The organism is Kriegella aquimaris (assembly GCF_900103215.1).
GTDB lineage: Bacteria > Bacteroidota > Bacteroidia > Flavobacteriales > Flavobacteriaceae > Kriegella > Kriegella aquimaris.
In genome coordinates this window covers 184251-208634 of record NZ_FNGV01000002.1, presented here as the reverse complement: position 1 = coordinate 208634, position 24384 = coordinate 184251, and the positions used below count along the sequence as shown (strand labels likewise).

The 24384-nt window shown below is 39.2% G+C and carries 18 protein-coding genes; 9 read left to right on the top strand and 9 right to left on the bottom strand.

Annotated features, from left to right (window positions below):
• Positions 1-203: 203 nt before the first annotated feature.
• The 6 genes from BLS33_RS06000 to BLS33_RS05975 form a co-directional block, all read right to left on the bottom strand.
• Entirely contained in the window at positions 204-1055 is an 852-nt protein-coding gene (locus BLS33_RS06000) for a helix-turn-helix domain-containing protein (RefSeq protein ID WP_089886550.1), read from the bottom strand.
• 132 nt (positions 1056-1187) lie between these two features.
• Complete coding sequence (gene pyk / locus BLS33_RS05995; protein ID WP_089886548.1) at positions 1188-2630, bottom strand: pyruvate kinase; 1443 nt, start codon at positions 2628-2630, stop codon at positions 1188-1190.
• Positions 2631-2634: 4 nt separating this feature from the next.
• On the bottom strand, positions 2635-3099 hold the full coding sequence (locus BLS33_RS05990) for an IPExxxVDY family protein (RefSeq protein WP_089886546.1): 465 nt from the start codon (positions 3097-3099) through the stop codon (positions 2635-2637).
• Between the two features lie 105 nt (positions 3100-3204).
• Complete coding sequence (gene rnc, locus BLS33_RS05985) at positions 3205-3948, bottom strand: ribonuclease III (protein WP_089886544.1); 744 nt, start codon at positions 3946-3948, stop codon at positions 3205-3207.
• An 8-nt stretch (positions 3949-3956) separates the two neighbouring features.
• A complete protein-coding gene (gene fabF, locus BLS33_RS05980) occupies positions 3957-5207 on the bottom strand; it encodes a beta-ketoacyl-ACP synthase II (protein ID WP_089886542.1) in 1251 nt (416 codons plus the stop codon).
• A 108-nt stretch (positions 5208-5315) separates the two neighbouring features.
• Positions 5316-5549 (bottom strand): acyl carrier protein, encoded by a 234-nt coding sequence (locus tag BLS33_RS05975; RefSeq protein ID WP_010519573.1) that lies wholly within the window; start codon positions 5547-5549, stop codon positions 5316-5318.
• A 164-nt stretch (positions 5550-5713) separates the two neighbouring features.
• Between BLS33_RS05975 and purN the strand changes: the two genes are divergently transcribed.
• From purN to BLS33_RS05950, 5 genes are all read left to right on the top strand, one after another.
• Positions 5714-6286, top strand: a complete 573-nt coding sequence (purN, locus tag BLS33_RS05970; RefSeq protein WP_089886540.1) for a phosphoribosylglycinamide formyltransferase — start codon at positions 5714-5716, stop codon at positions 6284-6286.
• Positions 6286-6924, top strand: a complete 639-nt coding sequence (locus tag BLS33_RS05965; protein WP_089886538.1) for a ribonuclease H1 domain-containing protein — start codon at positions 6286-6288, stop codon at positions 6922-6924. Before purN ends, BLS33_RS05965 begins: the two co-directional genes overlap by 1 nt.
• A gap of 157 nt (positions 6925-7081) precedes the next feature.
• Entirely contained in the window at positions 7082-8095 is a 1014-nt protein-coding gene (locus BLS33_RS05960; protein WP_143017580.1) for an endonuclease/exonuclease/phosphatase family protein, read from the top strand.
• A gap of 293 nt (positions 8096-8388) precedes the next feature.
• Positions 8389-9315, top strand: coding sequence for a PfkB family carbohydrate kinase (locus BLS33_RS05955; RefSeq protein ID WP_089886534.1), 927 nt, complete (start codon positions 8389-8391; stop codon positions 9313-9315).
• A gap of 43 nt (positions 9316-9358) precedes the next feature.
• On the top strand, positions 9359-11257 hold the full coding sequence (locus BLS33_RS05950; protein WP_089886532.1) for an amidophosphoribosyltransferase: 1899 nt from the start codon (positions 9359-9361) through the stop codon (positions 11255-11257).
• Between the two features lie 1029 nt (positions 11258-12286).
• On the opposite strand, the gene BLS33_RS05945 is transcribed toward BLS33_RS05950, so the two are convergent.
• Positions 12287-12895, bottom strand: coding sequence for a superoxide dismutase (locus BLS33_RS05945; protein WP_089886530.1), 609 nt, complete (start codon positions 12893-12895; stop codon positions 12287-12289).
• A 103-nt stretch (positions 12896-12998) separates the two neighbouring features.
• Between BLS33_RS05945 and BLS33_RS05940 the strand changes: the two genes are divergently transcribed.
• From BLS33_RS05940 to BLS33_RS05925, 4 genes are all read left to right on the top strand, one after another.
• Entirely contained in the window at positions 12999-16133 is a 3135-nt protein-coding gene (locus BLS33_RS05940) for a UvrD-helicase domain-containing protein (RefSeq protein ID WP_245731301.1), read from the top strand.
• Between the two features lie 9 nt (positions 16134-16142).
• Positions 16143-17336 carry a glycine C-acetyltransferase gene (gene kbl / locus BLS33_RS05935; protein WP_089886528.1) on the top strand — a complete coding sequence of 398 codons (1194 nt, stop codon included), beginning with the start codon at positions 16143-16145 and terminating at the stop codon, positions 17334-17336.
• Positions 17337-17448: 112 nt separating this feature from the next.
• Positions 17449-18795 (top strand): OmpA family protein, encoded by a 1347-nt coding sequence (locus tag BLS33_RS05930; RefSeq protein ID WP_089886526.1) that lies wholly within the window; start codon positions 17449-17451, stop codon positions 18793-18795.
• A gap of 68 nt (positions 18796-18863) precedes the next feature.
• On the top strand, positions 18864-21608 hold the full coding sequence (locus tag BLS33_RS05925; protein WP_089886525.1) for a PD-(D/E)XK nuclease family protein: 2745 nt from the start codon (positions 18864-18866) through the stop codon (positions 21606-21608).
• A 2-nt stretch (positions 21609-21610) separates the two neighbouring features.
• Here BLS33_RS05925 and BLS33_RS05920 read toward each other — a convergent pair whose 3' ends face one another.
• On the bottom strand, positions 21611-22324 hold the full coding sequence (locus tag BLS33_RS05920; protein WP_089886523.1) for an SDR family oxidoreductase: 714 nt from the start codon (positions 22322-22324) through the stop codon (positions 21611-21613).
• 479 nt (positions 22325-22803) lie between these two features.
• A complete protein-coding gene (locus BLS33_RS05915; protein ID WP_089886521.1) occupies positions 22804-24357 on the bottom strand; it encodes an Ig-like domain-containing protein in 1554 nt (517 codons plus the stop codon).
• Between the last annotated feature and the right edge of the window lie 27 nt (positions 24358-24384).

The window sequence follows — 24384 nt, the reverse complement described above, 5'->3', positions numbered from 1 at the left end:
GGTGATGCTTTTGCTCACAATGTGTTTCCGAATTGATAGTGTTCCACACTGGTCTTTTGGGCGTCCGGAAAATTTCAATTAAGTTGAAAATAGATATATGCTTTGTCTTCATCTGGTGATATTTTTAATTACACTGCAAAGATGAGACAGAATGCAAGGGAGGTGTTATGAAGGATTGCCCGAAGGCTTGCACAAATTTCCCTTTAGACCGACAATGCGCCGATTGTCCGGAATTCGGTAGGTGAGTAGGAGGTCATTTTCTTGAAAAAACGGCTGAAATGTGCGGGGTCATTGAACCCTAGCTCAAAGGCTATTTCTTGATTTTGTTTATCACTAAAACTTATAAGTCTTTTTGCTTCCAAAGCCACACGCTCTAAAATTATTTGTTGCGGTGACTTCTGGTTATATATGGCAAATAGATTGGAAAGGGTTTTGGGACTCTTAAAGAGCATATCGGCATAATCACTTACTTTACGTTTAGACTTAAAATTTGTATCTACCAAGACATTGAACTTTCGTATGATATCTATTTGGTCATTGTCAAGAGTCTTGACTATCAACTGTTGTTTTGCCAAGCGCGTACAGATAATGATCAATCGTTTTAATAACATTTGTAGCATATCGCCCTGAATATTATCGCGTGGTGTAGAAAATTCGTCAACAAAAACTTCGTATAGCGTGTTAAACTTTCGTTCTTGATCGGCTGGTATTTGTATAATAGGAAGGTCTTGAGTGCCAAAAAAAAGAATTCCATTACACGACACCTCGCTGTCATGATCTACAATGCAGTAAAATTCTCTGTTGAACAAAAAGGCAGTTAACGGCTGCTGCGCTTTTTTATATGATACATGCTGCAAATATGTGGTGGTCAGCAACTGACCAGGCAGCAAAGCGACCTCTAAACCATCAACCTCAAGCACAACGGTAACCTCGTTTCTATTCCAAACAATAGTAATGTTGTCATTTGTGTTGGAAAAACGTTTTTCATTGACTTTTATATCACTAGTCAGTGCAAAAAGAGAACCAATTTTAGAATCATGAAACTCAAACATCATAATGAATGGAATTCGTGAAGCCTATTGGTCATATTTTCAGTTTGTAACTTACAATTCAAAGGCATAAAAAAAGACCGATTTCCATATATCTATATGGAAATCGGTCTTTATCAATACTATTATAGGTGTTTCCTAAAAGCTACAGCTCTCTATTTCAGTAACCCTTAGCGTGTTTACCATTCCTTTATCTTTTATTGGCATGGCGGCAAGACTAATAAGCATATCGCCGACTTCCAAATATCCCTTTTTACAAGCAATTCCGTTCACATCTTCGATAGTCTCATCGGTTGAAACGTACTTATCGTAAAAGAATGCCTTCACCCCCCAGAGCAAGCTCAACTGCGTCAATATTCTTTTGTTCGAGGTGAACACTAAAATATGGGCACTGGGCCGCCAAGCGGATATCTGAAAGGCCGTATAACCACTGTTGGTCAATGTTGATATGGCCTTCGCCTGAATTTCATTGGCCATTATCGCCGCGTGATAGCAAACCGATTTTGTAATGTACCGCTTCGTTCTAATATGCGGTGGATCATGTGGTACTTGAATCAATTCAGATCCCTCAACACTTCTTAGGATACTTGACATTTTTTCAATAACCTCAACAGGGTAATTACCTACCGAAGTTTCGCCTGAAAGCATTACGGCATCAGCACCATCCATAACGGAGTTTGCGACATCGTTTACCTCTGCCCTAGTCGGGGTCAGACTGGTAATCATAGTTTCCATCATCTGGGTAGCGATGATAACAGGTATTCTTGCCTTTTTGGCTCGTAATACCAATTGCTTTTGTATCAATGGAACTTCTTGTGCGGGCACTTCAACACCCAAATCGCCCCTTGCTACCATCAAACCGTCGCAATAAGCAACAATCTTATCGATATTCTCAACAGCTTCCGGCTTCTCAATTTTAGCAATAATCGGAATCTTGTGTTCTGAATGTTCTTTTATAATACTCTGAAGATCAATAAGATCTTGGCTGAAACGCACAAAAGAAAGTGCAATCCAATCGACATCCTGAGATATGGCAAAAATTGCATCCTTTATATCCTTTTCGGTCAGTGCCGGTAACGAAATGTTCGTGTTCGGTAAATTCACCCCTTTTTTGGATTTCAACGGTCCTCCTTGGATCACCTTCGCCCTTACCTGGTCTTTTCCGTTCGTAGAAAGCACTTGGAACATGAGTTTTCCGTCATCCAATAAGATGCGTTCGCCTGCCTTTACGTCCTTTGGAAAAGTATCATAGTTCATATATACCCTTTCGCTGGTACCTTCGAACGGTTCCCCGGTAACAAAAGTGATTTCATCACCTGGTGATACGACTACTTCACCGGCCATTACCCCTACTCTAAGTTTGGGGCCCTGTAAATCGGCAAGAATCGAAGTATTCGTCTCCATTTCTTCATTAAGCTCACGAATCATTTTTATGCGCTCGGCAACGTCATCATAATCGGCATGGGAGAAATTTATCCGGAAGACATCGACACCGGCTTCGACCATTTTCTTTAGCACCTCTTTTTTGCTAGTGGCCGGGCCTAATGTGGCAACTATCTTTGTCTTTTTTATACTTGGCATTGAATTAAAAAATTAAATTATTTTTAGATTTTAGATTTTCGGTGTCCACATTGTAGGCTAAAACAACCTTTGGTATGGAAAGAATGGATTTGAGGAGATTTCCTCCCATCGCTATGGCTTCTTGTTCTATTTTCAAAAAGTAATCAACTTCTTTGTACTCAGGAATCAAATAGTCTGTTGAGTACAATGGTTCATCTTGAAAAAGATCTGTTCGCACTTCAGTGTTTACGTTTTGACTTTTGTTTGCTATTAAGGCCCAGTGCTCTTCCTTTACATCATCGTTCCACTCAAAAATGGGAAAAGAAACATGTGTTTTCAGGTCTAAATCCTTGGCACACCTTTTAAAATTTAATTTTAAATATTTATTCAGTTCATAGGCCATTGCGTGGTCTTCTAAACTACAATGCATCGCAATTAAACTAAAAGAGATTTCATAAAAATCTTCGGAAATCTTGTGTACTGCAACCATGGTCGTACAAAAACGTAAATATAGGAGTTATAACCAACAAAGCCTAATACGATATTAGGTTTGGATGATAGATCTATTACTAAAACGTTATAGTTAGCTTTAGACCTAGGTTTTGGGCTTGCTCATTCTATCTTGTAGTGCAAAATACGCCCTTTTTGAAGCCTTCTCCTCTGCCTTCTTCTTAGAGGTCGCCCTGGCCTTAGCTACAACGTTGCCCGCAATCGATAATTTAACCGCAAAATGTTTGACGGCATCGTTTCCAGTATCTTCATAAACATTGAAGTTGAACGTTTTTTTCTGTTTCTGACACCATTCAATTATCAAACTTTTATAGCTGATAACCTTACCTTCCAATTGCTCAATATCGACATAAGGTTCAATGACCCGTTCATCAATGAACTTTTCACAATACTGGTACCCCCGATCAAGATAAATCGCACCTATCAATGCCTCAAAAACGTTGCCGTGAATATTATCACCAAAATGAGATTTAGGAATTCTACTTTCTACAAATTTTATGAGCTGAAGATCTTTACCCAACTCATTGAGGTGCTTTCTACTTACTATCTTCGAACGCATCTTAGTCAGATAACCTTCATCTCCCTCAGGAACTGCGGCGTACAAATGTTTTGAAATAATCGTCCCCAACATAGAGTCGCCCAAAAATTCAAGCCGCTCATAGTTCATCGGAATACCTTCTTTATCCCTTTTGTTCATCGAACGATGCAAAAAGGCCTTCTTATAAATGTCAAGGTTTTTGGGCTTGAATCCAAGAATTGCTTTTATTCCCAAAAAAAAATCCCCATCCTCCTTAGAATGGGAATTGAATATTTTGGAAGTAAAATTCATTATTAAACTTAACTGATTTTCTTAAAGACGACACAGGCATTATGTCCTCCAAACCCAAATGTATTGCTCATGGCCACTTTGACATCGCGTTTCTGTGCTTTGTTCAGTGTCAAGTTTAGTTTTGGGTCTATATTTTCGTCGACCGTAGTATGATTGATTGTTGGCGGTACGATACCGTGTTCCATGGCTAAAATCGAAGCAATTGCCTCAATGGCACCGGCCGCACCCAGTAAGTGCCCTGTCATAGATTTGGTTGAATTGATATTAATGTCGGGAGCATGCTCTCCGAATACCTGGGAAATAGCTTTTAATTCGGCTACATCGCCCAATGGAGTAGAAGTACCATGTGTGTTTATGGCATCTACATCTTCCGGTTTTAATCCTGCATCCCTTAAGCAGTTCTTCATCACCTGAACTACCCCAATTCCATCAGGATGGGGAGCTGTCATGTGATACGCATCACTTGAGAGTCCACCTCCCACAACCTCGGCATAGATTTTCGCACCTCGTGCCTTGGCGTGTTCGTATTCTTCTAAAATCAAGGCTCCTGCACCTTCTCCAAGAACAAAACCGTCACGGGTGGCATCAAAAGGTCTTGAAGCTGTTTCAGGACTTTCATTTCTTGTTGACAAGGCATGCATTGCTCCAAATCCACCCATACCCGCTATGGTAACCGCTGCTTCACTTCCACCGGTTACAATAACGTCGCAATGCCCCAAACGAATATAGTTCAAAGCGTCAATCATCGCATTCGCCGCTGAAGCACAAGCTGATACAGTTGTATAGTTTGGCCCCATAAAGCCATGCTTTATAGAGATATGGCCGGGTGCAATATCTGCAATCATCTTGGGAATAAAGAAAGGATTGAATCGTGGTGTACCATCGCCTTGGGCAAAGTTCATCACTTCGTTCTGAAAAGTTTCGAGTCCGCCTATTCCGGCACCCCAAATAACGCCTACGCGAAATTTATCGACTACGTCTAAATCAATTCCAGAGTCTTTAATCGCTTCATCAGAAGATACCAAGGCATATTGCGCAAAACGATCAAGTTTACGTGCCTCTTTTCTATCGAAATGGTCTTCCGGTGAATAATTTTTTAGTTCACAGGCAAATTTTACCTTAAACTTTTCGGTATCGTAATACGTGACCGGCGCTGAGCCGCTTTTACCGTTTACCAAACCGTTCCAATACTCTTCAATATTGTTACCTATGGGTGTTAAAGCACCCAAGCCAGTAACTACAACTCGCTTTAATTGCATTAAATCAAATTTTGATTAATTTTAAGCCTAGCGTAAATTAAAAAAAATTATCCATGCGATACTGTTACCACATGGATAATTTTAGATCTTATTCAAGAAATCATAAAATTACTTCGCTTCTTCTATATAACTTATGGCTTGGCCAACAGTTGCGATATTCTCAGCTTGATCATCTGGAATTTGAATATCAAATTCTTTCTCGAATTCCATAATCAACTCTACGGTATCCAATGAATCTGCCCCTAGGTCGTTGGTAAAGCTAGCTTCTGGCACTACTTCGTTCTCATCAACACCCAATTTATCAACGATGATAGCTTTTACTCTTGATGCAATGTCTGACATAATAATATTGGTTTTAAAAATTTTAAATTGATGGCAAAAATAAAAAACTTTGGATGAATAACACCATTTGTCGTTAAAATGTCTGGTAATTTAAGAAATTTTAATTCAAGAATGGTATTTTAGCCCAAGAAATCATTCTCCATTTTGGTAATGTCCTCCACACCATGAAAAGCATCGTTCTATTTGCCTCGGGCTCCGGCTCCAATGTCGAAAATATAGTGAATTATTTTGAAAACAACTCCAATGTGACCATTGCCGGGGTACTGACCAACAAAAGGGACGCAAAGGTAATAGACCGATGCAATCGATTAAAAATCAATGCATTATACTTCAATCGACAAGCGTTTTATGGTTCAGATTGTGTGCTTGAAATAGTACGTTCATTTAATCCTGATCTCATCGTACTTGCAGGTTTTTTATGGAAAATGCCCAATAATATTTTGGAAAACTTTCCAGAAAAAATCGTCAATATTCATCCTGCTTTATTACCAAAATATGGAGGAAAAGGCATGTTCGGTATGAATGTTCACAAAGCTGTCAGGGAAAACAATGACGTTGAAACGGGCATAACTATACACTACGTAAACGAAAATTACGATGAAGGGGCCATTATTTATCAAGCAAAAACCATTGTTTTACCTGACGATTCTCCTGAAATGATTGCCGAAAAAGTACATAAACTGGAGTACGAACACTATCCCTCAACCTTGGAAAAACTGTTAGCACCTAAAACGTAATGGCTCAAAAAAAAGAAAAGTTTTATACGGTCTGGAAGGGAAAAAGGCCAGGTATCTACACCACATGGAAAGATTGCAAAGCTGCTATTACAGGCTATAAAGGCGCTCAGTATAAATCTTTTGCAACTTTCGAAACAGCCAAAAAGGCCTATAATGGCAATTATGATGATTTCAAGGGGAAGAAAAAGGGGGAACTCTTACTTTCACCGGAACAATTGCTTAAGATCGGTCGCCCTAACTATCATTCAATCGCGGTCGATGCCGCATCAAGCGGTAATCCGGGAATTATGGAATACCAAGGGGTCGATACCAAAACAGGAAAGAAATTATTCAAGCAGGGGCCATTTGCAGAAGGCACAAATAATATAGGTGAGTTTTTGGCCATTGTACATGGGCTTGCCTTTTTAAAAGAACGCAAAAGCGATAGAATCATTTATACCGATTCTCGCACGGCGATGAGTTGGGTGCGCAAAAAAACCTGCAACACGAAACTTAAGGAAACGTCCAAAAACAAAGTAATATTCGATTTGGTAAGAAGAGCCCTTCTTTGGCTTGAAAATAACTCATACGATACACCTGTTGTGAAATGGGAAACTAAGGCATGGGGCGAAATTCCGGCTGACTTTGGTAGAAAGTAATCAAAATGCGCCCATTACAAGAACCACTAAGAATTTTGTTGCCAAAAATAATCTAGGACAAACCATTTGACAACAAATATTAACGTAGATTCTTACAGTATAGATTATTTTTGGTATATTCAATTCCCGCAGTATTGATTCATAAAATTTATCAGTTATGACCGTTAAACTTCTTTGTTGGAACATGGAATGGATGAACGATTTATTCGATGGAGATGGCAATTTTCATGCAGACGACCACAAACCCCAACATTCGAGGAGCACTACGGTACTCGAAAGAAGAAAAGACCTTTCGGGGGTAATCGATGAACTTCAGCCAGAAATAATTGTAATTATAGAAGGCCAAAATCGCACCAAAGAGCTCCAACTCTTTTTTGACGAAGATGTAACTGGAACATGGGAAACCTATATACAGGCGACAAAAGGCTCTACCCAATGTATAGGTATCGCCATTCGCACAGACACTGATAAATTTGACGACCAAAATCCGATAATTAATTACAATACAGTGAACAATGTTGTTTTCGATGATTTTCAACTAGACAATGAAAACGACGGAATTATAGAAATATACAAATACGAAAGAAAACCACTATACTCTGAGGTTAAATTAAAAAATGGGGAACGTTTTCGCATCTTAGGCCTTCATTTGAAGAGTAAAGGTATTTTTGATTTGTTGGAATGGGGGAAATGGTGGGAAAAATCGATTTCGAATCGACGCAAAATATTTGCTAGTGCCGTTCATCTAAGAACAGATTTCATCGAGCCTTACCTGACCAATGACGACACAAAAAATATTCCATTGATTGTTTGTGGCGATGTAAACGATGGCCCTGGGTATGATGTAAGCGAAAAGAAAATTCTTGGTAGCGGTATCGAAAAATTAATGGGCGACATCTGGAAACCCCAATTCATATTAGGCAATGCCATTTATGATACGGAACAAAAATTGGATGTGAGCACGACACGATTCGCTGATCCGATTTTCAATTTCAATTACAACTACCATTATGTGTGGCTAGACCATATCCTATATTCTAAAAACAGATTAGGCTGGACGTCGAACGGGCAGATAATTAAAAAAATGCAAAACGGAAACATATGGTCAGAATACCCACATGCATCTGACCACCAACCAGTCTCGGTCGATATCACCTTGGAAAGCGACTAAACAAAAAGGAGGGACCTATTTCTTCTCAGTTCATACGGCTCAAAACAATAATTTAAGATGAAGTTTCCGAATTTGCTTAATTTATAAAAAGGTCAGGTGAGTCCTTATTATCAACGAACCTCCCTTTTCCTAAAAATTTACTCCTGACCCCCAAAATATTGGCTATTAATTTTTTATGCCGACCGTTAAAAGATTTTCTCCTACATTAAAACGATTCCTTTTAAATTTGATGGCAAGCCTGCTCGCAATTCGCAAAGCAAAACCCTATATTTGCAACAAATTTCTAAAACGAGATGGGCAAGCTTTTGATTGTTGGCACAGTTGCTTTTGATGCCATTGAAACCCCCTTTGGGCAAACAGATAAGATTTTGGGTGGTGCAGCGACTTTTATTGGTCTCGCAGCATCACAATTCGGATTAGATTCGGCAATTGTTTCTGTAGTTGGAGACGATTTCCCATCCGAGTATTTAAATCTTCTAAAATCTAGAAATATTGATATTTCTGGCCTTAAAATAGTAAAAGGAGGCAAAACCTTTTTTTGGAAAGGCAAGTATCATAATGATATGAATACCAGGGACACTTTAGCGACCGAACTTAATGTTTTGGCTGATTTCGACCCTATTGTTCCTGAAGATTATAAGGATGCCGAAGTTGTTATGCTTGGAAACTTACACCCAAGTATTCAATTAAGTGTAATAAACCAAATGAAAAAACGACCAAAGTTAATCATATTGGATACCATGAACTTTTGGATGGACAATACTTTGGAAGAATTAACGGAAGTTATTCAACATATAGACGTAATTACCATAAATGATGAAGAGGCACGTCAACTGACCGGGGAGTACTCCTTGGTAAAGGCCGCAGCCGAAATTCAAAAAATGGGTCCAAAATATGTGGTAATAAAAAAAGGAGAACACGGCGCACTACTATTTCACAAAGACAAGGTGTTTTTTGCACCAGCGCTTCCCCTGGAAGAGGTTTTTGACCCAACAGGAGCAGGAGATACGTTTGCGGGTGGTTTTGCCGGTTATTTGGCGGCAACCGATAATATTTCATTTAACAATTTGAAGAATGCTGTTATCCATGGGTCGAACTTGGCTTCCTTTTGTGTGGAGCGTTTCGGTACAGAGCGGATGCAAGACCTCGACAGGAAGCAGATAGAAAAAAGGCTACATCAATTTAAGGCCTTAACACAATTTGATATTGAATTACGATAATATACGCCCTGATGAATCGGGGCTTTTTTAATTTACTATAAAAATGAGCGACGCTATTAAGCACGAATGTGGAATCTCTGTGATAAGGTTGTTAAAACCTTTGGAGTACTATAAGGAAAAATATGGTACCGCCTTTTACGGGGTCAATAAAATGTATCTAATGATGGAAAAGCAGCATAATCGCGGTCAAGATGGCGCGGGCTTTGCCAGTATTAAATTAGATATGACAGCGGGTGAGCGCTATATGAGCAGAGTACGTTCCATCGCAAAACAGCCCATTCAAGACATTTTTGCCCAAATAAATGAACGTGTCAATAGAGCTTTTGTAGAGCATCCTGAATACAAAGACAACGTTGCACTTCAGAAGAAAAACATCCCCTATATAGGAGAGGTTTTACTTGGTCACGTTAGGTATGGCACATTCGGCAAGAACAGCATTGAAAGTGTACATCCATTCCTTAGACAAAACAACTGGATGCATCGAAATATTATTGTCGCGGGTAATTTTAACATGACGAATGTGCATGAACTGTTCGACAATCTGATACAACTAGGGCAACACCCAAAGGAAATGGCAGATACCGTGACCGTAATGGAAAAAATAGGTCATTTTCTCGATGATGCCGTTGCCAAACTATACAAGCAAATTAAAAAAGAAGGATATACGAAACAAGAGGCTTCACCCATAATTGCCGACCGATTAAAAGTAGCTAAGATTCTTAGGCGTGCAGCCAAAAACTGGGACGGCGGTTATGCTATGGCCGGTTTATTGGGCCACGGCGATGCTTTCGTACTTAGAGATCCGGTTGGCATCAGACCTGCCTATTATTATAAAGACGATGAAGTTGTCGTTGTAGCATCGGAAAGACCAGCGATACAGACTGTCTTTAATGTTAAATATGAAGAAATTAAAGAATTGGAGCCGGGCCATGCCATCATCATCAAAAAAGACGGTAGCGTTACCTTTAATGAGATACTCGAACCTGTCGAACGAAAAGCCTGCTCTTTTGAACGCATCTATTTTTCTCGAGGAAGCGACAAAGAAATCTATCAAGAACGAAAGGAACTTGGAAAGCTGCTTTTCCCCCACATATTGAAATCGATTGACAACGATATAAAAAATACAGTTTTTTCTTATATTCCAAATACCGCTGAAACCTCATTTTTCGGTATGGTTAAAGAAGCTCAAAACTATTTAAACAAGAAAAAAGAAGAACAAATACTAGCCATAGGTTCTAAAATTACCAGTGATCAGCTTCACGAAATATTGGAGGTACGCCCCCGAATTGAAAAAGTAGCCATAAAAGACGCTAAACTTCGCACGTTTATCACACAAGATAGTAGCCGTGATGACCTTGTAGCCCATGTCTATGACATTACTTATGGATCGGTCAATAAAGGTGACAATCTTGTAATCATCGATGATAGTATTGTAAGGGGTACTACCCTGAAGAAAAGTATTCTCGGAATTCTAGATCGCTTGGGGCCAAAAAAAATAATAGTTGTATCATCAGCGCCCCAAATCCGATACCCTGATTGTTATGGTATCGATATGGCAAAACTTGAAGATTTTATTGCTTTTAAGGCCGCATTGGCCTTACATCAAGAAAGGGGAACCCAGCAAAAAATCGATGATATTTATCAAAAATGTCTAGATCAGGTAAGTTCGAAAGACAAAGATGTCATCAACTACGTAAAGGAATTCTATGCCCCTTTCTCAGCTCTCGAAATTTCAAAGAAAATTGGCGAACTTTTAAGTCCGGCAGATATCAAGTCAGAGGTACAGATTATATACCAAACTATTGAAAATCTGCATGTTGCTTGCCCCCAGAATTTAGGAGATTGGTACTTTACAGGTAACTACCCCACGCCTGGAGGAAATCGGGTAGTCAATAAGGCTTTTATCAATTTTTATGAAGGAAAAAATGAGCGTGCATATTAACATTTTAGCACATAGTCGGAAATTCTTACACTTTATCGATAATCCATGCTTTTTATCGGGTTTATACGCACAACAGATTTAACACCATTATTTTTGAGCTTGCCATAGCATAAGTAGGTTAAGTTCATGGTAAGATTTGGGGCAAAAAAGGTGGAGACTTCTCCACCTTTTTTATTTTAGATATTTACATTTCAGACAATAGCTTAAGCACAAACCTCCTCCAGCCAAATTATCGAATAACAAAATTAGAAATTGAACTTTTTAGTTCTTAGAAATCTCTAATGAACACTTTAACAAAGGAATGAGTCGTTCAACAAAGAAATTTATTTTAAGGCGTAGAACACCTTATATTTGGAGAACCATAGCATAAGTAGGTTAAGTTCATGGTAAGATTTGGGGAAAAGACGGGGCAATGCTCCGTCTTTTTATTTTATACATATTACCTAATTTCACTTTAACTCCCACCCCCATAATAAAGCCTTCACTCAATTACATTTCAACCATAGATTAGGGTGTTCATCTAAAACTTTTTTTCCTGAGCTTTGTTCTCATTATTTTTGGAGGACCATAGCATAAGTAGGTTAAGTTCATGGTAAGATTTGGGGAAAAAGACGGGGCAATGCTCCGTCTTTTTATTTTGCTACTCTCGCTAATTAACAAGGTTTTACCCACTTTTTATTAAAGTGAACCATCTTTTTTTTGGGGCTTAGCTCATAAAATTTCTTAAAATTCCTTTTTTATTTCCCGTAATACCAGTAATTTAGCACTGCCATAGCATAAGTAGGTTAAGTTTATGGTAAGATTTGGGACGAAAAGGGTGGAGACTTCTCCGCCCTTTTCTATTTCTAATCCGCTCTTAGTCAATACCCTTCGACTTTAAATTACCTTTAAATCTTGTCTAAGAAAGATCAAAACGGCAACATTAAAAGAGATATTTGGTTTTAATTATATCATGAAGAATACATTACCAAATAAAAAAGGTGCTCAAAAATTTGAGCACCTTTTTACAATAAAGTTTTAATTCTACTTTTATTTGTTGGCTTCGTACAATTTAGAAACCTTGTCCCAATTGATAACATTAAAAAATGCATTAATATAATCAGGTCTTCGATTTTGATAATTTAGGTAATATGCGTGTTCCCATACATCCAATCCTAGAATAGGATGACCGGAACAACCTGTATCGGGCATTAGCGGATTATCTTGGTTAGGAGTAGAACAAATTTCTAGTTTACCTCCTTTGTGTACACAAAGCCATGCCCATCCAGACCCAAAACGGGTGCCTGCTGCGCCACTAAATTTGTCTTTAAAGCTTTCGAACGAACCGAAAGCATCATTGATTGCATCTGCAAGTGCGCCAGAAGGAGCGCCACCACCATTAGGGGACATTATTTGCCAGAATAGCGAATGGTTATAAAAACCGCCACCATTGTTGCGAACAGCTGCATTTGACATGTCTAGACCCGTTAAAATATCATCAATTGACTTGTCGGCTAAGTCAGTTCCGGCGATAGCGTCGTTCAACTTGGTAGTGTATCCGTTGTGATGCTTCGTATGGTGTATTTCCATGGTTCTTGCATCGATATGGGGTTCCAATGCATCATAGGCATAGGGTAATTTTGGTAATTCAAAAGCCATAATTATGTGTTTTTAAGTTATAAAAAAGTGATTCTCAAATTTACATTTTTTAACAAACATATTCCGCTAATAATTTGTTAAGAACTGTGCTATATTGTGTATTTTGCAACAAAAATCGGTGCAAGACACGCCCTTCAAAATATATAACGCCTCAGCGGGTTCGGGTAAGACCTACACCCTCACTAAAGAGTATCTTAAAATTGCCCTGACCTCCCAAAAAAGGTTTCAGACCATATTGGCCATCACATTTACCAACAAAGCGGTAAACGAAATGAAAGGCCGCATTCTAGACAGTCTTTTCCATTTTTCCCTAGAAAACATTCCTCATAAGAGTCAAAACATGTTTGATGATCTAGCATCAGATCTGAAAATATCACCTTCTAATTTACGTGAAAAAAGTCAGAGAACATTAAAAGAAATTCTTCATAATTATGCTTTTTTTGATGTTTCGACGATTGACAAGTTTACGCATCGCCTAATTCGAACTTTTGCCAAGGACTTAAAACTCCCTCAAAACTTCGAACCGGTTATCGATACGGCCCTATTACAAGAAGAAGCGGTGGCCCGCGTGATTCAAAAAGCCGGTATTGACAAGTTATTGACTCAAGTATTAGTTGATTTTGCCCTTGAGAAGACTGATGATAATCGCAGTTGGGATGTTGCTTTCGACCTGAACGAAATTAGCAAGTTACTGTTTAATGAAAACCACGTGCCCCATCTCGATAAGATCAAGAACAAGAGCATTTCCGATTTTATCCTCCTTAAGCAAACTATCAAAATTAGATTGGCTAAGGTTGAAAAAGAAATAACAGCAAATGCCATACTTGCATTAGCCGCTATTGAAGATAATGGTTTGGTGTTTTCAGATTTTTCAAGTAGCTATTTCCCAAAGTTCATGCTTAAAATCAGTCAAAACGACTTCAATATTGACTTTAATGCTGGATGGAAAAGAAATTTTGAAACAGCACCACTTTACGCCAAATCATGTGCCGATAGCACTAAGATCATTCTAGACGGACTACACCCCCAGTTTATCGAATATTTCAGTATTATAAAAAATAGGCATTCTGATTATCTCTTTCTAAAAAATGCCTATCAAAATGTAGTACCGCTCACGGTATTAAATGTAATTCAAAAAGAGATCAATGCTATCGGAGAAGAGCAAGATCAGATTCCACTTTTTAAATTCAACCATATAATATCCAATGAAATAAAGAACCAGCCCGCACCTTTTATCTATGAACGTCTTGGCGAAAAATACCGTCATTATTTTATCGATGAGTTTCAAGACACTTCAGAAATGCAGTGGAACAACCTTGTGCCATTGGTCGACAACGCATTAACAAGCCTAGACGACCAAGGTAAGATTGGATCTTTATTTTTAGTAGGTGATGCCAAACAGGCCATCTATCGATGGCGTGGCGGAAATGCCGAACAGTTTCTAGGTTTGGTCAACCAAAGGGCGAATCCGTTTGTAATCGATCCAGGCACTGAAAATTTGCCCATAAATTTCCGTAGCCATGAAGAAATCATAAAATTCAACAACGACTTCTTCAGTTCAGTAATTTCCTTTCTTGAACGACCCGAGTACCATGCACTTTTTGCCGAAGGCAATCAACAACGATATAATAGCAAAAAAGGAGGTTTCGTTCGGCTTGATTTCGTGGTAAAGGAAGATGAAGAACAAATAGACGAGAATTATTGCCGAGCTACTCTCGAAATCATACATGACGTCGTCAATAAAAATTATGTTTATAATGACATCTGTATTCTTGTAAGAAGCAATAGCAAGGGCATTTTGTTGGCCAATTATTTAACACAGCAAGAAATTCCTATTATTTCATCGGAAAGCCTTTTATTGGCCAGTAGTTCCAAAGTGCGGTTTCTAATTCATCTATTGTATTACAGTGGTGGTAGTCAAGAGGCTGATCTAGCCTACGAGATATTATCGTTTTTATCAGCTGACGAAGCCCTAAATCGTCACCATTATATCTCATCGCATCTCGATGACCTGAAATCACTGTTAAAAGAAGTACACGACTTTGATATTGACCATATAAAACAAAGTTCGGTCTACGACGCCTTCGAACTTGCCATAAAACAGTTTGATCTCGCCCCTGAATCAGATGCGTATATTACATTTTTGATGGATGTTGTTCTGGAAGTTGAACAAAAAGAAGGGGGCAATGCGCAATCGTTCTTAGACTATTGGGAAAAGAAACAGGACAAATTGGCCATTACGGCTCCAGAAAATATGGATGCCGTTCGTATCATGACAGTACATAAGTCCAAAGGGCTGGAGTTTCCTATTGTCATTTTTCCATTTGCGAATATGGATATGTTCCGCAGAAACGACAAAAAACTGTGGCTGCCCGTTGATAGTGCTTCTTATAACGGATTTGATGAAGTACTGGTGAACGAGAAATCGGAAGTTGCCGAATACAGTGATATTGCAAAAGTCATATTTGAAGAAGAAGAGCAGAAAATGGTGTTAGATGCGTTCAATGTGCTCTATGTTGCCCTGACCAGGGCAGAAAAGGCCCTGTTTGTTCTTACCGAAAAAGAAATCAATAAAAGTGGAGGCCATAACACCAAGCACTATTCTGGTCTCTTTATACATTATTTAAAAGAATTAGGGGTTTGGGAAGATTCAAAGAACCAATACACCTTTGGTGATTTGAATATGGCCCACCTGCAAAAAGACCATCTTACAAAACCCAGAACGTATATTCAACATTATTATTCGTACAAAAATCGTCCTAGCTTTAATATTATTACCCGATCTGGTGTTTTATGGGATACCCAACGTGAAGAAGCTCTTTTTCGTGGAAACCTGATACATTATATATTAGGCCTCATAGAAACTGAAAAGGATGTGGATCGCGCCTTTAATGATTTAATTCGAAATGGGGATATCACTCCGGATGAAACTGGTCCGCTAAAATCTCGAATATATAAAATCATAAAACACCCCGAGCTGCTTCCTTATTATCAAGAAGGAAATACAATTCTGAATGAAAAAGATATTTTGACCAAAACGGGAAGTCTCTTACGACCTGATCGTATTGTTATAACAGAAAACAAGGCCACCATTATCGATTATAAAACCGGAAAGAAAAACTCTAAATATCAAGACCAAGTATATGCATATGCAGCGGCCCTGGAAACCATGGGATACTTTGTAGAAAACAAAATCATTGTATATATTGAAGACAACGTAACTCCAGAATTTATATAGAACCAAATTATGTACGGAAAAATAAAAGAACACTTTCAACAAGAGCTGGCTACCATTAAAGAAGACGGTCTTTTTAAACAAGAACGCATTATAACCACACCGCAAGCAGCGGTAATCAAAATCTCAACAGGCGAGGAGGTCATTAATTTTTGTGCGAACAATTATCTCGGGCTTTCTTCGCATCCTGATGTAATTCAGGCGGCAAAAGACACCATGGACAGCCATGGTTTTGGTATGTCGTCGGTACGTTTTATATGTGGCACCCAAGATATCCACAAAGAACTTGAACAAAAAATAGCCGATTTCTACGGTACTGAGGATACCATCTTATATGCTGCTGCATTCGATGCCAATGGTGGGGTTTTCGAACCATTGCTAACAGTAGAAGATGCCATAATTTCGGATTCTCTGAACCACGCATCAATAATTGATGGCGTTCGCTTGTGCAAGGCCAAACGATATCGATATGCCAATAGCGATATGGCAGATCTTGAAAAACAACTACAACAAGCTAATGCAGACAACGCCCGATTTAAAATTATAGTGACCGATGGTGTATTTTCTATGGATGGCCTTGTTGCTCCTTTAGATAAGATATGTGATCTTGCCGAAACATACGATGCTATGGTTATGATTGACGAATGCCATGCTACGGGTTTTATTGGGGAAACTGGCCGAGGAACCCTCGAAGAAAAAAACGTTATGGGTCGTATCGATATTATTACCGGAACACTGGGCAAGGCCCTAGGTGGTGCCATGGGCGGCTACACTACCGGCAAAAAGGAAATCATCGAGCTATTGCGGCAACGTTCTAGACCCTATCTTTTTTCGAACTCTTTGGCACCGGCCATTGTAGGAGCCTCAATCAAGGTATTCGACATGTTGCAGAACGATACCACACTGCGCGATAAACTTCAAGAAAACACGGAATATTTCAAAAAAGGAATGAAGCAGGCAGGATTCGACATCATTGATGGAGACTCGGCAATTGTTCCCGTAATGCTATACGACGCCAAGCTATCTCAACAAATGGCTAACTTACTTTTAGAACAAGGCATCTATGTAATAGGTTTTTTCTACCCGGTGGTACCCAAAAATAAGGCTCGGATAAGGGTACAACTGTCAGCAGCACATGAAATTTCTCATCTTGATAAGGCGATAAACGCTTTCATAGCGGTAGGAAAAGCCTTAAAAATCGTTTAAGTGCACAAAATTTCCTACGTATTGTGTTAAAAAAAAAGGAAATTGATTTTGTTAATAATATTTAACAACTTACATTTGCCTCTAATAAACACTTAAACTTAAAAATTTGAACATGAAACATCTTAGCAAATTATTGGTCGTTACCCTGCTGATTGCAGCTGTTAACGGCATACAAGCGCAAGACGAGAATAACCCTTGGCAGATTGGCTTTGGAGTAAACGCCGTTGACGTATATCCAACTGGTGATTTCCCAAACAGCTCTTTTGGCAACCAACTATTCAACGCCACGGATCACTGGAACATTCTTCCTTCTATTTCTTACATCGGCGTTTCTAAGGCTGTTGGAAGTGGTTTTTCCGTTGGAGCTAGAGGTTCATTAAACAAAATCAGCAAATGGGGAGATACCGGAGTTGATGACCTTTCTTACTACGCTTTGGATGGTACAATTAAATATAACTTCTTGAAAGAAACCGTAATCGACCCATTCGTTGAAGTTGGTGGTGGTTACACTTGGATCGATGAAATCGGTGCTGGAACTGTAAATGGTGGTGTTGGTATCAACTTTTGGTTTACCGATAACATTGGTTTAACTGTTCAAACAAGTTATAAGCATGCCTTTGAAGATTATTTGGTTCCACATTTTCAGCATATGGCTGGTCTGTCTATCAAATTTGGTGGTACTGACACAGATGCTGACGGAATCTACGATAAAGACGATGCTTGTCCAGAGGTTGCTGGCCTAGAGGCTTTCAACGGTTGTCCTGATGCTGACGGCGATGGTATTGAAGATAGCAAAGATAGCTGTCCTAACGAAGCTGGTTCTAAAGAAATGAACGGCTGCCCAGATGCTGATGGTGACGGTGTTGCCGATAAAGATGACAAATGTCCTAATGAAGCTGGTTTAGCTAGTCTTGCAGGTTGCCCAGATGCTGACGGTGACGGTGTTGCCGATGGTGACGATGAGTGTCCTAATGAGTCAGGTCCTGCTGCTAACAAAGGATGCCCATGGCCAGATAAAGATGGTGACAGTGTATTGGATAAAGACGATAAGTGTCCAGATGTTGCCGGTACTGTTGCTAACCAAGGTTGTCCTGAAGTGACTGAAGAAGTTCAAAAACAATTGAACGACTATGCACGAACTATTTTGTTCGACACAGGTAAATCTTCTATCAAAGCAGAATCTACTTCTGTAATGGTTGACATTATCCAAATCTTGAAAGAGTACCCAACTGCTAAATTTACAGTTGAAGGTCATACTGATAGTGTAGGTAGTGCTAAATTGAACCAGAGTCTTTCTGAATCAAGAGCGCTTTCTGTAAAAGAATTCTTGGTTGACAAAGGAATCGATGCTTTCAGATTATCTTCTGTAGGATATGGTGAAGACAAGCCTATCGCTACCAACAATACTAGAGCTGGTAGAACTCAAAACAGAAGAGTTGAAATCAACTTAGTAAAATAAGAACTTTCATCCCGTTCAAATAAAGTAAAAAGCCCTGACAATTGTCAGGGCTTTTTCTATTTTTGGACATGCAAAGTTTTTTAGAAGAAGTTGTAGCGGCCGTATGGAAAAAACAAGGAACCCTTGAGGAAACCATATTCATTCTACCCAGCAAGCGAGCGGGCACTTTCTTGCGCAATGCAATTGCCCATATCACCCAAAAAACGCTTTTTGCCCCTGACATTTACAGTATAGAAAGTTTTGTCGAGCATCTCTCGGGTCTCTCTTATGCCAATAATACACAACAGCTTTTTGAGCTCTATTCAACATATGCCAATCAAACTCCCGATAAAAAAGATGATTTCTTCACTTTTTCAAAATGGGGCCAAACGTTATTACAAGATTTTAACGAAGTTGATCGGTACCTTGTAGACACAGAAAAACTGTTCTCAAATCTGTACGATATTCAACAAATCTCTCATTGGTCTCCCGATGCCCCGAAGACCAAAATGATGGAAGACTACCAGCAGTTTTGGAAAAATCTCAATCCACTTTATAAAGCCTTCAACAATAACCTTTTAAAAAAAGGACTTGGCCACCAAGGTCTAGTATATCGGCAAGCCGTCAAGAAGCTCGAAGACTATATCGCTTCCAATAAAAATAAAACTTACATTTTTGTGGGTTTTAATGCTCTAAATACTGCCGAGATTACTATTATTCAAAAAATATTAGCGCAGTGTAAATCTGATATTTATTGGGATCTTGACAACTATTTTTTAGATGATTCGGCCCACGATGCCAGTTTTTTTATTCGTCAGCATCAAAGAACGTGGCCTCAATTGCAAAACCATGGGCTACTAGGAATAAGTGACCATTTTCTAGGGGATAAAAACATTCATATCATTGGTGTACCCAAGAATGTCTCACAAACGAAGTATGTCAGTGGTCTGTTATCAACACGGCTTAAGAAGGATGAAAATTTTATAAAAAAAACCGCTGTAGTACTCGGCGACGAATCACTATTAAACCCGTTGTTGAATTCCATTCCAGAAGATTTGAAAGGCGTAAACATCACGATGGGATATCCTTTGAACAAGACACCGTTGGCCAGTTTGTTCTACCAATTTATGGATCTTTATATCAAAAAAGACTCGCACGGATGGTTCTATAAAAGCGTACTTGCCTTCCTTTCACACCCATATATTAACATACTACTAGATAAGGAAACTAAGAATGATGCCGAAATTATTATTGAAACTATAAAAGCCCAAAATTGGGCGTATATCGATATAGATAAAATAAGGTCACTGGCGACAAGCGAGCAATTATCGATACTATTTTCGGAGGAAATTCCAAACCCTGAAAAGTTTGTCAAAAAATGCCTTGCCATTATTTTAGATTTAAAAGACAAACTTCAAGTTTCAAACAACGCGCTCTCCCTCGAATATTTATATCACTTCTATACGCTTTTTAATCAACTATTAGACGTTGTTCAGCAACACAGCTTCATAGACGATTTAAAGTCGCTGCAAAGCATTTATAAAGAACTGTTATCATCGGAAACACTTGACTTCAAGGGGGAGCCCTTGCAAGGTCTCCAAATTATGGGCATGTTGGAAAGTAGAAACCTAGATTTTGAAACGGTAATCTTAACCTCGGTCAATGAAGGAATATTACCATCAGGAAAATCAAATAATTCATTTATACCCTTCGATCTCAAGTCAGCCTTTGGCCTACCTACCTATAAAGAAAAAGATGCCGTTTATACCTATCATTTTTATCGCTTATTACAACGTGCGAAAAACATCTATCTATTATACAACACAGAACCTGATGTGCTGGAGGGCGGAGAACGAAGTCGTCTTATCTCACAATTATTGACCGACCAGAATATGATGGGAAAAATTTCCCAAACCATAATAGCACCCGCCATATCACCGACCATTAAAACAATGGAACGTATTGACAAAGACGCCGCTCTGATTGAACTTATCGAAAAGTATGCGAGCAAAGGGTTTTCTCCAACCTCGTTAAGCAACTACATTAGAAATCCCATCTCGTTTTACAAAAAGAATCTCTTGGGCATCGAAGACCTTTCTGAGGTAGAGGAAACTGTTGCGGCCAACACCTTGGGGACCATAGTGCATGATACCTTAGAGGAAATATACAAACCCTTTATTGGCCATGTATTGACCGTAGACCTGCTAATTCAAGGTAAAAGTTTGATTCGCACCATTGTTGAATCACACTTTTTAAATTCTTATAAGGGGGGCGATATCTCTTATGGAAAAAACTTAATCGCGTTTAATGTTGTGGTACGCTATATCGAGAACTTTATTGATTTGGAAATTGCAGATGTGAAGAGACATCAAATCAAAATCATAGGTTTAGAGGAAAGTTATCAAATCAACCTCGATATGCCCCAACTTAACTTTCCTGTGGTTCTGAAAGGAAAACTCGATCGCATCGACGAGAAAGACGGTACCTTAAGAATTATAGATTATAAAACAGGGAAGGTTGAAAACAAGAACGTCACTATTGTAGATTGGCAGGAAATCAGAACCGAATACGACCAAAGCAAAGCATTTCAACTCTTGTGCTACGCTACCATGTATGCCAAGACGAACCCGTTTAACCATATAGTCGCAGGCATCATCTCGTTTAAAAATTTAGGCTCGGGACTACAATATTTTGGAACCAAAGATTCTAAAGCTAGCAGAAAAACAGATACCGTAATTACTCAAGACACTATGCTTGCTTTCGGCGAACAACTTGAAGAATTGATTCTAGAGATTTGTAATCCGGATATTCCGTTCGTGGAGAAGGAGGTCTAAGGTCACTTCTTATCAGGACGGCTCGGCCTGACCTCTACTTTACTAGGTAATGTTCGCGGATGCATCTTTAAAAGGTCTACGACCAATTCCCCTATATCCTCTGGCTGAATCTTCCAAGCATCCTTTTGTGAGGGTTCATTTCCTGCAAAATGGGTCGCCACCGAACCGGGCATAATCGTCGAGACTTTTATATCATATTTTCGAAGATCTAGCATGGCGGCTTGGGTAAACCCGACTACCCCGAATTTTGTGGCATTGTAACCAGCACCAGAAGCAAAAAAATTAGTTCCTGCCAAACTGGCCAAGGTCATATAATAGCCTTTCGTCTTCTTTAACGCTTCGACAGAAGCCTTTAAGGTATGAAATACACCATTTAGGTTAGTATCTATCATCTGGTGCCATTGTTCATCTGACATCTCATCTACCGGGGCAAAATGACCTACTCCCGCATTAGCAAGAACGACATCCAATTGGCCCCATTTATCCAAAATTTTCTGAACTGCCTTTTTCTCATCACCATGGGTCGCAACATTCGATTCGAGCGCGAGAACATTACCCTCGTTGCCCAAGTACTCAGCCGCTTGTTTTACCGTTTTTAGTGTTCTGCCACTTATGGCAACCCGCATTCCCGCATTGATCAGCGCCTGTGCTACTCCAAAACCTATACCTTTAGATCCTCCTGTTATATAGGCTACTTTATTCTTTAAATCTTTCATTAGTCTGTTTTATGTGAAATTATAATTCTGCTAAATAAAAAGAAAATCTGTGCCGTTATTATTTTCTTAAAAACTCATTATGCTCTTTGTTCCTATCCAATATTTTGCCTGTGGCCAAATCAACCTCAATGTGTTCTGAAGACTCGTAATTTAAGAACAACTTAAAATTATTCATTGGCTCGTTAAACCTTTACTAGTTGGGGCAGATGGGATGCCAAGTAGCAATGGATTGAAAAGGTAAGTCATGTTCCTTAAAAAAGGCCTCACTTTATTTTAAGCATTTTTAAAAAATATGCATAAATATTTTTGCGTGTAACGTGTATCAAATATAATCGATACGGTATCCCTTGACGGACTACAGTGTTATTTACCCAAAAAAAATTAACCCGCATTTGCAAAAAAAGGCCTCATATCAACGAGGCCTTTTTGTACTAATTACTAAATAATAAAACAAATCAAATACTATTTTTCAACCTATTTTACTCGGCGAACAAAGCTGTGACTTCCGTCAGTGAAAGTGCTTTGTTATAAATTTTTAATTCATCCATTAGTCCGGTCATGGCTCCTCTGCGATCATCGCTGGCATTATAGGCTCCTGTGACATCTTCCCAAATAGTAATGGGGTAGTCATTAACCGTGTCATAAAGTGGACCGGGTACCGTACTTAAATCAAATGACGATGCAATTGCGCTACTTTCAAACTCTTGTCCGTCGATGTAAACCGATAATTCAGAATTTGTTCTATCAAAGACCATGGTAACCATATGCCATTGGTCATCGGATAAAGCAGGTGCCTGAGGTGTTGTCGCGGCAGCCCTCCAATCCATTCTATTATCGTTTTTAGGGTCATCTGCAATATTAACGATCCAACCGTGATCGGTACCATTACCTGGTGCGTATTCATGACCGTCGTCAGTAGCCAGCAACCATCCTGGATTTCCACCGCTGCCCCAGTCTTTATTACCGATAATGGCCGGGTCAGAATCGGTACCCGCCAATTTTATCCATAGATTAACACTAAAATCATCGGTTGCTTCAACTGACCTTAACAAGGGATGTACCGGAAGTCTTGCATATGATCCCGCATTAAATCGAATTACCCCACCTCTTGTAGCGTCGTTCTCAAATGAAACATCGGCAGTAGCCGTTTCGCCCAAAGTCGCATCAAATTTATTACCACTAATATCTGCAAGGTCGCTATCAAAGGGTAAATGGACTACCAAATCGGTTCCACTACCAGCGACAGTCTTGAAATTCCAGGTTGTAGCATCGGTTATCCCACCAAAAGGATTGCCCGCAATATCTTTCACCACACCTGATTCGAACTGTACATAATAGTTCGTATCAAAGGAAAGTGGTGCGGGATAGGTAATCGACAATTTGTCTTCATCAATAACGAGCATTTCACCTTCGGCATCGATCGTGTGAACTGGAGCATCGGTACTGGCATCATAGATGACAAAACTTCCGGCTGCCGTCTTGACCCCCTCATTGAACGTCAAAACAAGGCCAAAGACAGAAGCTTCTGTGTCATCATCGGTGGGAGATTGTGTTGCCAGTTCCGGCGCATCTAAATCTCTAGCGTTGCCACCACTCTTAAAAGTCCAAGTTTCATTATCGGGCATTCCAAAATAGGCATTTCCCGTGCTGTCGACTACAATTCCCCTATCGATTACCACTTGATAATCCCTCCCCGACAAAAAGTCTTGTGGATTTATGGTCATAACACGGCCAACGTTACTAATAGTAACTGCTTCGTCGTTAACGTCTATAACCTGCTTGGCCAACTCAACGTCAGAAGTAATGGTAATCTTGCCGCTACCTTTATAAACGATATCATCGAAGGTCAAAACTAGGTTACTATTCAAAGCAACCCCATCAACCCCGGGTACTGGATTGTAACTTACCACATACGGATTAACAATGTCTATTTCATCTTCGAGGTCATTCTCACAGGAAAGTAAGAAAGCAAAGAGGCCCAAGAGGGTGAAAATAAAGGAACGATATTTTATTTTGGATTCTATTTTTTTCATGATCTAATATATTTTAAAGCTCTGATT